This window comes from Microcoleus sp. FACHB-672, assembly GCF_014695725.1.
Lineage (GTDB): Bacteria > Cyanobacteriota > Cyanobacteriia > Cyanobacteriales > Oscillatoriaceae > FACHB-68.
On sequence record NZ_JACJOU010000002.1, the window covers coordinates 84,681 to 96,593 of the forward strand.

9 protein-coding genes are annotated in these 11,913 nt (G+C 44.8%); 4 read left to right on the plus strand and 5 right to left on the minus strand.

The features are described from left to right. Nucleotides 1–558: 558 nt before the first annotated feature. On the minus strand, nucleotides 559–2,871 hold the full coding sequence (locus tag H6F56_RS00405) for a 6-phosphofructokinase (RefSeq protein ID WP_190664852.1): 2,313 nt from the start codon (nucleotides 2,869–2,871) through the stop codon (nucleotides 559–561). A 445-nt stretch (nucleotides 2,872–3,316) separates the two neighbouring features. On the opposite strand from H6F56_RS00405, the gene H6F56_RS00410 reads away from it, so the two are divergent. Both H6F56_RS00410 and H6F56_RS00415 read left to right on the plus strand, forming a co-directional pair. Next, complete coding sequence (locus H6F56_RS00410; protein ID WP_190664853.1) at nucleotides 3,317–4,963, plus strand: ATP-dependent nuclease; 1,647 nt, start codon at nucleotides 3,317–3,319, stop codon at nucleotides 4,961–4,963. Between the two features lie 313 nt (nucleotides 4,964–5,276). Continuing rightward, the gene (locus tag H6F56_RS00415; protein WP_190664951.1) at nucleotides 5,277–5,939 is read left to right on the plus strand and encodes a diacylglycerol/polyprenol kinase family protein; all 663 of its coding nucleotides are present in this window, start codon (nucleotides 5,277–5,279) and stop codon (nucleotides 5,937–5,939) included. A gap of 145 nt (nucleotides 5,940–6,084) precedes the next feature. Here the strand turns inward: H6F56_RS00415 and H6F56_RS00420 are convergent, their stop codons facing one another. From H6F56_RS00420 to bchM, 3 genes are all read right to left on the minus strand, one after another. Continuing rightward, entirely contained in the window at nucleotides 6,085–6,234 is a 150-nt protein-coding gene (locus tag H6F56_RS00420; RefSeq protein ID WP_190664854.1) for a hypothetical protein, read from the minus strand. Nucleotides 6,235–6,518: 284 nt separating this feature from the next. Next, nucleotides 6,519–6,896 (minus strand): DUF423 domain-containing protein, encoded by a 378-nt coding sequence (locus H6F56_RS00425; RefSeq protein ID WP_309236413.1) that lies wholly within the window; start codon nucleotides 6,894–6,896, stop codon nucleotides 6,519–6,521. 197 nt (nucleotides 6,897–7,093) lie between these two features. Next, nucleotides 7,094–7,780: a magnesium protoporphyrin IX methyltransferase gene (gene bchM / locus H6F56_RS00430; protein WP_190664855.1), complete on the minus strand. Its 687-nt coding sequence runs from the start codon at nucleotides 7,778–7,780 to the stop codon at nucleotides 7,094–7,096. 308 nt (nucleotides 7,781–8,088) lie between these two features. Between bchM and H6F56_RS00435 the strand changes: the two genes are divergently transcribed. Beyond that, nucleotides 8,089–9,867: a hypothetical protein gene (locus H6F56_RS00435; RefSeq protein WP_190664856.1), complete on the plus strand. Its 1,779-nt coding sequence runs from the start codon at nucleotides 8,089–8,091 to the stop codon at nucleotides 9,865–9,867. Nucleotides 9,868–9,982: 115 nt separating this feature from the next. Here the strand turns inward: H6F56_RS00435 and nagA are convergent, their stop codons facing one another. Continuing rightward, complete coding sequence (gene nagA, locus H6F56_RS00440; RefSeq protein WP_190664857.1) at nucleotides 9,983–11,185, minus strand: N-acetylglucosamine-6-phosphate deacetylase; 1,203 nt, start codon at nucleotides 11,183–11,185, stop codon at nucleotides 9,983–9,985. Nucleotides 11,186–11,271: 86 nt separating this feature from the next. Between nagA and purE the strand changes: the two genes are divergently transcribed. Further along, on the plus strand, nucleotides 11,272–11,793 hold the full coding sequence (gene purE / locus H6F56_RS00445) for a 5-(carboxyamino)imidazole ribonucleotide mutase (RefSeq protein ID WP_190664858.1): 522 nt from the start codon (nucleotides 11,272–11,274) through the stop codon (nucleotides 11,791–11,793). The last annotated feature ends 120 nt before the right edge of the window (nucleotides 11,794–11,913 follow it).

Below are 11,913 nucleotides of genomic sequence, written 5' to 3' on the forward strand. Positions count from 1 at the left end.
AAACAAGGTGGTTAGATGTCTTTTAAAGGATTGTTTAGCTTGTGGGCGTCGCGTTCCTTTGCTTTCTCTTGTTAAATTTATATTGACACTTGTTGTTGGGAACTGACAAGAGCTAATCGCCATCTTTAATCAAACAATATATTTCTTGATATCTGATTGAAGATTGATTTAAAAAGAAAAAAATCCGTAGTATTACTGTGGTAACTAATAATTAAAAGTCAATAAAGCAAAAGTTTAAGGTTTAATTTATTGATTTGTACGGATCAATGTTTGAAAAAACTTTGAAAAGGGCAGGAGAAAAACTCGGTATTTTGTAGGTTGGATAAAGCCTAGGGGGCGAAACCCCCCGCTACTTATACAGTCTCCGCGCCGGCAGAGGCTAAAAGGCTTTGCCGGCAAGGCATTAATAAGCCGGCCCAACTGAAGTAGGAGTTGTGCCAGAATATTTAGAAACTTAACAATGACCTGTGACAAACACGTAAGTAAAGGCAACGGCAGAGGCAGGCCAATCGGCTGAATACCCCAGTTACAGGTCGCCGGTTGTACAGATTTCTCTTTTCAAACTTGAGATGAGTCTGCCGACTGGGGTGCCGGTTGAGACAGAGTTCTCGCTAGGGTATGCAACTCTAGCCACCACTGTTCTTTAGGTCGCTGGTGATCTTTGTCCACCATGCGGGGAAGATCGCCCAGGTCAAAGAACTTTATTTGCCCCGCCTGTAAGCCGATGAAAGCACTCATCGGCGATGCTTTTTGAGCTTGTTCGAGCAGGAAATCAAGACCTTTTGCGGCAAAGCGGGTCGCTTGGATGCGATCAAATGGAGAGGGATCGCCACCCTGTTGCAGGTGTCCTAAAATCGCTTGACGGACTTGAAAGAGCTGCCGGCCTTCTTCTTCAAATAGGGCGCAGATAAAATCTGAGGTGTACACTGTATGAGCATTTTCATTACAGATAATTAATCCCACCCGTTTGCCTTGCTTAAACCCGTCTATTAGATTAGTTAAGTCTTGCTGCAAGTTACTCAGGCTCACGCCCTCTTCGTGAAGGTAAATTCGTTCAGCGCCGGTGGCTAAACCGCTCATTAGGGCTAAATAACCGCAGTAGCGCCCCATAACTTTCACGATAAAGCAACGGTTGGAAGCAACGGCAGACTGCTTAATTTTATCGACCGCTTGAATAATATTGTTCAAAGCCGTATCTGCACCAATGCTCAGTTCGCAGCCGGGGAGATTATTATTGATGCCGGCCGGCAGGCACAAAATAGGAATGTTGAACGCCGAAAAGGTATCTCGCTGAGCGTAAAGCTGGTAAGCTGCCTCGTAACCGCTCCAGCCGCCGATGATCAATAATGCTTGAATATTTTGCGCTTCGATGTGCCGTGCGATCTCGTAGAAATCTTTAGTTTGAGGAATTTTTCGGCTGGTTCCCAATTCAGAACCGCCGGTTGTGGCCCAACCCCGGACGCTTAGCCAATCTAATTCTTTTATACTGCCGTCAATCAGTCCTCGGAAGCCGTGTTCGACTCCCAGCATGGTTTGCCCTTTGTCAATTCCCAACCTGACAGCAGCCCGAACTGCGGTGTTCATTCCGGGTGCTGCTGCGCCACAGTTGAGGACGGCTATCCGCAAGGGTGAATGGGAAAGGCTATTTTCTTCGGTATTTCTTTCCTGGGAAGGCGAAGCCTGCATTAAAGTGTGCAGCGTGTGAAAAGCTTCTTTAAAGCTGCTGCCGCGCAGATCCATTGCTTTTTCGTAGTCGCCGGCTGCGATCGCCTCGGCAACTGCGTGGGTTTGCTCGACACAGTGCATTAAAGGCGGACGGGTGATGCGGTTGCCTCGCATTCCAATCAACACCGGCTCACTTGCCGGCGTGGCAGACAGCAGTTCTTCAACAGCTGCATGACCTAATAAGGTGCTTAAATTGCGATCAAAGGCGCTGGGAGAGCCGCCGCGCTGTACGTGACCTAAAATTGTGACGCGGGTATCTTCATCGAGTCGTTCTTCTAGAACCCGTTTGACATCATCGCAGTGAATCGGGTGGCCCTGCCGGTCTTTTGCGCCTTCCGCCACAATCACAATGCTATCCCGACGCCCGGATTCACGACCGGCTTTCAGCACGGCGCACATCTGCTCTTCCCAATTGTCTGTTTCTGGGGGACATTCTGGAATCAACACCCAATCCGCGCCGGTTGCCAGTGCCCCCATTAGTGCTAAATAACCGCAGTGACGCCCCATCACTTCCACAACAAAGGTGCGCTGATGGCTGGCAGCTGTTGAAGAAATGGCGTCAACGGCTTCGGTGAGCCGGTGTAGCGCCGTATCCGTGCCGATCGTCATATCGCTGCCATACATATCGTTATCGATAGAAGCCGGCAGTCCGACAATTGCTAAGTAAGGATGTTGATCCGCCAGTTGCCGGTCGATTTCGCCAAGCTCTACCAATTCTGCCAGTAATTCCGGCCATTCTGCTCGGAACGTATCTGCGCCGGTGAGGCTGCCATCGCCTCCAATCACGACTAAGCTGTCAATCCCGTTTTGTAAAAGATTTCGAGCCGCCACCCGACGTCCTTCTCTGCTGCGAAATTCCAGGCAGCGTGCTGTGCCGATGATCGTGCCGCCTCGATGCAAGATGCCGCCCACGTCGTCCCAGTTGAGTTGACGGATACAGGGGCGAATGTTACGAGATGGGCTTGCGGCTGTTTCAGAGATACGGCATTCGCTCCCATCCACCATGCCTTGGTAGCCTTCGTAGATTGCATATACTTCAACACCTTTCGCCAGTGCTGAACGAACCACTGCCCGCACGGCAGCGTTCATTCCAGGCGAGTCGCCACCACTCGTTAAGACACCAAGTCGCTTTTTAGGCATAGACATATAAGGACTCTCCGCACAATCGGCACAGGCACCGCAGAACTCAATCAGGAGTATATCGTAATAGCTTCATTTAGTTGGTAGCTAACTTAGCGACTGCTTATAGATAGTTACAATAGGACTGGTAAGTTGCTGGCTTCCTAAGAAAAGTGTCCCTCTGCAATAGTTAAGCTCACCTGCCGGTGGGCTTTTTTTATGTTTGGATTATTTGATGGTTTGAAAAATCAAAAGTGAATAAAATTTTATTAAAAACAAGTGCCGACTATGAGATATTGATAACCAGCATTAATTAAATAAATTCGCGTTTGCAAGTCACTAGAAATTGTCAGCATCAGAACTGCTGAGAGCAATACCTAGCTTCTTACAGTTCTGGAAATGTTCAGGTTGAATAAAACTTGGACATTTATGCTATGTTGACTATAATGCCATCTTGAACTCATAAGTTGATATGCCACTTGAGATAACAATTAAGAACTATCGGTGCTTCTCTGATTCTAATCCGGCTCGTTTTATTATTCAAAAAGGTTTCACGGCTTTTATAGGAGTAAACAACTCAGGAAAGTCTTCTCTACTTAAGTTTTTCTATGAGTTTCGCTCTCTCTTTACTTCTGTTGCAGACCCCAGCAGCTTTCAGAATGCCATATACGGAACCATGCAAAGCTTCTCTTTTCCTAGAGAAGTTTTAGATATGCAAGAAGTTTTCTGTAACGTTAATGAGCGCCCACTAACAATTCAAGTGATTTTTTTTAGTGAAGATGGTGCTGTAGAGAAAGATAATCTACCAATAGCTGAAAAAATAGTCTTCACCATTCCAAGAAATAATACTTACACTGCCCAACTTTATTCAGCCAACAAAATTTTGCCTTCTTCAGCTAAGCACAGATTAAATCACATGGTATGGATGGAAGAGAATAGGCCTTTAGCAGAGGATACGCCTTTAGCAAATGTATCCGATCTTATTAAAAGTCTGAGAGATTTAGGTAATACTCTCTATATAGGCCCCTTTAGAAATGTTCTTAGTCTTATTGCCGGCTCTCAAACTACTTTAGGATACTTAGATTATTTTGATATTAAAGTAGGGCAAGCTTTTATTCAACAGTGGCGGTGGTTAAAAACAGGACCTGACAGAAAATTCAATTCAATAAGTATGGAAATTACAAATTTTCTTCAAGATTTCTTTAAATATAAAAAAGTAGAAATTAATGCATCTAATGATGATCAAACACTGAAATTTTTTATAGATGAAAAACCCTACACAATTTCAGAGCTAGGCTCCGGACTATCCCAATTCTTTTTGGTTCTTGCTAATGCAGCTATAAAAGAGCCATCTTATATTCTTATCGATGAACCTGAACTTAATCTTCATCCCTCGCTCCAATTAGACTTTCTAACGACTCTGGGTCAATATGCTAGCCAAGGAGTTTTCTTTGCGACGCACAGCATTGGGCTAGCCAGAGCTAGTGCCGAGCGAATTTATACAGTTCGTAAGGGTGATGAGAGCAGCGAGGTTATTGAGTACGAAAAAAGTCCGAGCTTGGTAGAGTTCTTGGGAGAGCTTAGCTTCTCCACTTATAGAGAGTTTGGTTTTGATAAAGTTTTGATGGTTGAAGGCCGAACTGAGATTAAAACAATGCAGCAGTTCCTACGCAAATATGGAAAAGATCATGAAATTTTAATTTTATCGTTGGGTGGAAGCAGTTTTATTACCCCGGACTCTCAATCTGAACTTGAGGAAGTTAAACGTATTTCTGAAAATATTTTCGTTCTAATTGATAGTGAAAAAAAATCTATGGACGCTCCCTTAGAACTAAAAAGACAAGATTTTTTGGAAATGTGCCAAGAAATCGAAATTAACTGCCATGTGCTTGAGCGCCGAGCTACTGAAAACTACTTTACAGATAGGGCTATTAAGCAAGTTAAAGGAGAGAAATATGGGGTTCTGGGTCCCTACGATAAACTGGAAAACGCACCACATGGCTGGAAAAAAGCAGAGAATTGGCGGATAGCGCAAGAGATGAGCAAAGAGGAATTAGAAGCAACCGACCTGGGTAAATTTATAAAAAATTTGTGTGGAATAGAGTCAACGACAAACTGAAACCGGGACGAATGCCAAAATCGCGCCTTGATCAGGTTAAATTACCCTTGTTCATTCATGCTGGAAGAAATCGGCATTCCTTAGAAACCTTAACGGACACATTAATTCGAGTCAACCGGCCCTCCTCATAACAGACATCAATTCCCGAATGCCGGCCTCCCCCAATCAAAATTTATCGAAGAGATTGCTTAAACAGACTTTAAATGATCTAAATCTAATAAAGTGAAAGGAAGCGTTCTACCCAATCACCTTCACCGTGTCCTTACTTACTACAGTTCCTTTGCTAGCATCTGACCCTCAATTGTGGCTTCAAATGACCGTCGTTGGAGTCTGGATGGGAGGGGTGTTGTTGTTGGCGGAGTCGTTAAACCGCTTTGCCTCTGTAGATTCAGAAATTACCCGAAAAATTGTTCACATTGGCACCGGCAACGTTATCTTACTGGCGTGGTGGTTGCAGATCCCGGCATGGGTTGGGATTACAGCAGCAGTTTTAGCTAGTGCGATCGCCCTTTTATCCTACCGGCTTCCTATCCTCCCTGGCGTCAACAGCGTTGGCCGGCTCAGCTTTGGCACATTATTCTACGCCATCAGTATTGGCGTTTTAGTTGCGTGGTTCTGGCCGCTACAACAACCCCAGTATGCCGCTTTGGGGATTTTGGTAATGACCTATGGCGATGGATTAGCCGCCATTATTGGCCAGAAATTTGGCAAACATCCTTACAAACTCTGGGGGATACAAAAAAGTTGGGAAGGATCTGTGACAATGGCACTCGTCAGCTATGTGGTTAGCTGCTTGATTTTGCTTGCAGTTCAAGGTGCTATATGGCCCACTTGGTTAGTGCCGGCAGTCATTGCGATCTCGGCTACCAGCTTAGAAGCTTTCTCTAAATATGGCATTGACAACCTTACTGTTCCTATCGGCAGCGCCGCTGTTGCCTTTTTCTTAAATCAATTCCTGCTGTCAATTCTTTTGTGAGTGAATCAACTCAATAAAAATCGGTGGGGACAAATACTGTCTCCACCGATTTTTATGAAATCCACCAAACGATTGCGGTGACATGAGTTCGCCACAACACAAGTGATTAATACCTAAAGCCAAAATTATCTGTCCTTAACGCCTATTACTCCATCCACTGAGAACCTTCGTAAGGATCTCCATCAAACGGTTGAACACCGACCATTGGATACGCATCATCACTGGGGCTGAAGATGCGAGCAACCGCAGCAAAAATATACTGCATGGCACTAGAAAGCGATTGAGAAATATTCATAAACCCTCCGCTGGGATCAATGAGTTAACCATTTCAACTGGTCTATAAATAGTAGTGTAAGGGTTTAGAGAAGCCCTGCGTTAAACTCTCAATAATTTGATAAGATTCTCGTAAATTAACAACGGATCAATGATTAATTATTGATTTTTGTTGTTATTAATTAAGTTTTGTTGTAAAAGTTTAAAAACCTGTGTCTATTTTAATTTTTTGCAACAATCTGGGAGGAGTTTTGAGTTTTGAGGAATGAGTTTTGAGTCCCATGCCCTATGCCCCATGCCCATTTACTACTTAAAGTTCCAACCGGCAACAGCTAAGCAAGCCCAACCAATCATAAATGCAACTCCCCCTATCGGCGCAATTGCACCTAGCCAAGAAATGCCGGTGAAACTCAAGGTATATAAGCTGCCTGAAAACAAAGCAATGCCGGCAATAAACGCAAATCCAGCAACGACTAAGCTCGTTGGGGGTTCACCGGCACGACTCAACAGCACAGCCACCAACAGCAAGGCTAGGGCGTGATACATTTGGTAGCGAGCGCCGGTTTCAAAAATCGTTAGCGCTTGAGCGCTAAGTCTATCCTTCAAGGCATGAGCTGAAAACGCCCCAATTGCCACGGACAAGCCGGCTAAAATCGCCGCAATCACCATAAAAAGCCGAACAATCACGTCACTATCGCCTCAAAACTTGTTAATTTAAAAGTGCAAAGAAACATCGGGTTAAGCGAATTTAAAATAGTACCAATTAACCCGTTGCCACTTTTTTAATTCGCTTCATCATTGCTGCCGGCATCTTAGTATTGCTGAGATTCTAACCGGCTCTTTAAAGAACGGCTATCCCCCCAGCAGCACCCGATCATCGATTACCGGCGAGTCGCTTCCAGAATGCGCGAAAAGTAAAAACTTGTACTTGTCATTCCTTGCCGCTGAATTGAAAACCCGTTAGTTTCCAGAATTTTTACAACATCCGCTTCCCGATGCTGATAAGCGCGAGTTGCTTTACTCGGTCCTGGAAAAAACTCCCCAATTTTTTTTAGCATCGTCAGCGCTAAAGTTTTCGGCGCAAAACTAAGAATCAACCGAGATTCTGCCAAAGAACAAAGGTGAGCAATCATCTCCCCTGCCTTTTCTTGCGGATAGTGAATCAACACATCCAAGCAAATAACCGTATGATATTGCCCACTCAAACTTTCTAAATCCTGCGCTGTAAAGGCAAGATTATTCATTTGAGGCATTACAGCCTCAGCTCTTTCATAAGCTTCTCTCACCATTTTTTCAGAAATATCGCTGCCGTAAACCCTCGCGCCGGCTTGTGCGAGTGGAATGCTGAGACTGCCTACTCCGCAGCCGGCGTCACACACCGACAACCCAGGCAAATTGCCATCAGCACTCAGCCAGCTAATCACAGTATCAACTGTGCGCTGATGTCCCTCGCGGATGTCACGCTGGACTTTATTAACCTCGCCATCGCCATAGATTCGCCGCCAGCGATCAAAGCCGGTGGCATTGAAATATTCTTTAACAACGGTCTTATCATCCACTGCGTTCATCTACTTTTTTGATTCCCAATAGCTCTCACCCGTTAAATCTTATTGCTTAACTGCCCTTTGAAGCTAGCCGGCAGCGCAGATCTGTAACCAAGCCAAAATCAATGGGTATCCTCCCTATGCAGTGAGAACCCCTTCTTGACAAAGATACATTCTAAATGATATATCACAGCTATCTAGGTGTGGGATTTTCCCTAACGACTTGTTTAAAACAGAAAGCGATAGAGCGAAATAACCCGAACTCATGCCAAGCCGTAGAGATAGAAAACTTGGCATAAGTTAAAGCATCAAAGCACAGCCACAGGCTTATCATGAAGCACATCTTCGCTAATGTAAACCGAGGCATAATTCTTCGCACGTTGGCAAGACTTGCGCTGATAGGATCAGCAACTTTTGGTTTGGCAACCGTCTTGAACTGGGGAAGATATAACGGTTATTGGAATGGAACCCATTACCGAAGCCAGACTACAGATTTCAAGATTTTAGCGCGTCAACTTCCGGCTAATTTATGGGCTGCTTTACTGTCAAGAAATGAATCAGAGATTGGGGGAGCCGGCAACAGCAATAAGGGAAAACTAGGCATTCTAGTAACCAACTGCAAACTCGAAAGAAAAGATTGCCCCGCTCAACAAATTATTTATGCTTCCCCTTCATATTTTGTAACCCAAAAGCCGATAGAAGTCGCAGATTTATCCAGTTACCCTTACGCTTTGCTGCGAAACCCCACACCTCTGCTAGCGGGAAGAGAATCTGCCCCTAAAAAAGATGCAAATATAGAAGCCGGTAGTCGAGAACAAATCGGTGAAATTATCGGGCGCGTGTACTATTTTCGAGAAAATCCCCCAAGCTTTTTTGCTAACTACACAAGCTGGTTATTTCAACCGTGGAATCTTAGCGGTATTTATAAATATTACTCCTTAACAGTCGGCTTACTGCTAGCCAGTGGGATTGCCTGCTGGGCAATTATTGAAACAATTCTCTGCCGCAAGCGCCGACAGCAAAAACGAGTACAAGATGAACTCAACCGGGTGCAGCGCGAGTTACAAGAAAAAAATCAGCGAATGCGCTTAGTCAGCCTAATCGCGCCTAAACTAATCGCTCAAAAAGAGCGAATTCTTGCTGAGATGAAGCGTTGCCAAATAGAGCAAGAGCAGACAATACAGGAATTAGAAACCGAAATTGCTGATTATGAAAACCAACTCACGCAAAAAGAACAACAACAGCAACAAGGCAGCAGTACCTTAGAGAAACTGCAAACCGAACTCATAGAGATGCGGCAGTCTCAGAATCTAGCTCAAGAAGGAATACACGAGTATGAAGAAGCGCTCAAAAAGCTTCAAAATCAACTTGTAGCCTGGGAAGCAGAAAAGCACAAAAGACTGCGAACTTTAAAAAAGCTGGAAGAGGAACTGCAAGAAACCAAAATAAAAACTTTAGCGTTTGAGACTCAAGTAGAGGAAAAAAATTATCTTATTCAATCTTTATCTAAGAAATTAGAAGAAACCGAACAAGAAACTTGGTTGCTAGAGGAGCAACTAGCTGAATCTGAATCAGTAAAAGCCCAAGCAGTAGCCAGAGAAGAATATTTTTGGCAAGAATATCAAAAAGATTATGAGAAATTAGAAAACAATTATAAAGATTTACAAACTGAATGCGAAGAACTCAAGCACCAGTATGAGGAAGCTTGTAAAACCATTGGAGAATTAGAAGAACAACTTCACGACTGTGCTGATAAAGTAGTAGAAAATTCATCGGCTATCGATTTATCACACATCCATTTAGGATTAGTCGGAGGACAACCAAAAATCCGACAGTGCGTGCTTTCAGAATTATCTAAAAACTATGGATTGCGAGATTATAGTGAAATTGAACATCCAAACATGACCGAAAAAAAAGTCAAAGATAAATTAACCAGTTGTAACTTAATCATCTTAATCAACGGCAGCGTCAGCCATAGCATATATAAACACGTCCGTAGCTTAAAAAGTAGAGGAGCATTGCAAGGAGAAGTCCTACAACTCCCACTCAGATGTAACGCCACAAGCAGCATCGTGCGAGTCATCCTCGCCCACTGTGTACCCAAACATTAAAGCTACGCCAAACATCCCCCATCATCAACAAACCTATCATCCCAACCCTAAACCCATCTGCGTTTATCTGCGTTTATCTGCGGTTAAAAATCTTCCAACCCAACCTCACCTCAAATCATAACCGGCACCAACAAACATCCCCCGTCACCTCATCCAGATGCCAACGTAACAAACAAGCCGGCACCCCAACAGAAAATCCCGGCAACCCAATCGCCTTCCGAGGTGCTTCAGTTGCCAGTAAAATTGCTTTTTCAACCTCACAAATTCCCCACTTCACCACATTCTGCACACCCACCAACAACGGCAAAGTTGTCCCTGCCAACGTACCATCTGATAGACGACAAGTGCCGCCTTTCACCTCAATTTGCCGAGTATCCCAAGGATAAACCCCATCAGACAAACCCACCGGCGCTAAAGCATCACTCACCAAAAAAATCCCTTTTTCATAACCACCGGCACGCAATAATAAATCAACCATCGTTGGTGAAACGTGTTCCCCATCCGCAATTAACCCACAATAAACACCGGGATGAACAATTGCCGCGCCCAACAATCCTGGCTGCCGGTGATGTAAACTCGGCATTGCATTAAACGCATGAGTCACCATCGAAGCACCCAAGTCAAAAGCTTGCTCAGCTTGGGCTACGGTGGCTTGCGAGTGCCCCAAACTAACAGTAATTCCCAAAGATCGTAAATAAGCAATCACTTCGCCTGTGGCATCTAATTCCGGCGCTAAAGTGATAACTTTAACGATGCCGGCAAACTCGCCAAACAAACGTTTTACATTTTCAACCGTCAGCGGCAATAAATATTCAGCCGGGTGAGCACCGCGCTTTTCAAAATTAAGAAATGGCCCTTCTAAGTGTACCCCCAAAATCTTCGCCGCCGGCGTATGATCTTGAGAACAACGTTCTATAAAATCAGCCAAAGTCGCCAGTGATCGCTGAAAATTTTCTACCGAAGTTGTAACCAACGTCGGTAAAAATCCATCAACACCCTGCTGCCACAAAAACTCACATATCGCCGGCAGTTGGTGACTATTTTCTGAGTTCAAATCTGGAAACGCTAAACCTAGCGCCCCATTAATTTGAAGATCGACACCACCTAAAGAAATCCAGTCGCCACCGGCATCCAAAACATCAGATTCTGAGGAGGTGCCGGCAGACACGCCCATCGGCTCAATTGAGCGAATAATACTGTTAGCATCGATTTCAAGCCGGTGTAAACCTTCGTATCCCGGCAGTCGGGCGTTAATAATCTCCACATTTACCAAGCCAGTGTTAGCGGTTGAGGTTAATTGCCTTGTTGCTTCTGTCATCACTTTCGCGAGAGGATAACAAACCAGTCCTAGGATTTTTCAGGAGCACAGTGCTCTAAAATCCACACTCTAAAATTGAAAATCCCATGAGTCAACCACAAATCGGCATTATCATGGGCAGCGATTCCGATCTGCCCACTATGCAGGCTGCGATCGCTGTCTGTGAAGAATTTAACATCCCGTGCGAAGTTGCCATTGTCTCCGCCCACCGCACACCGGCACGCATGGTAGAATACGCCGAAACCGCTCACATACGCGGCTTAAAAGTGATTATCGCCGGCGCTGGGGGTGCGGCTCATCTACCCGGAATGGTAGCATCGCTAACACCACTGCCGGTGATTGGGGTGCCTGTAGCAAGCCGGCACTTACAGGGTGTTGATTCTCTCTATTCCATCGTGCAAATGCCGGCTGGCATCCCCGTTGCCACCGTCGCCATCGGCAATGCAAAAAATGCCGGTTTACTAGCCGTACAAATTTTAGCTGCCCACCAGCCAGATTTATTAGAGCGCGTGCAGCAATATCGGCAAAACTTAGCCCAATCCGTGATGGACAAGCAAAAACATCTGGATCAGGTGGGCTATCAGGAATATCTCACTCAAATGAGCTGAGATTTTTTCGGCTGTCTGCCTAAATCTCCAACCCCTGTCTGAGTTAAAATTCTCAGGCAGAAAATTCAAAAAATGTTTTATAAAATACAGATTTTCTCGGCTAGCAATTGATTTAATTGG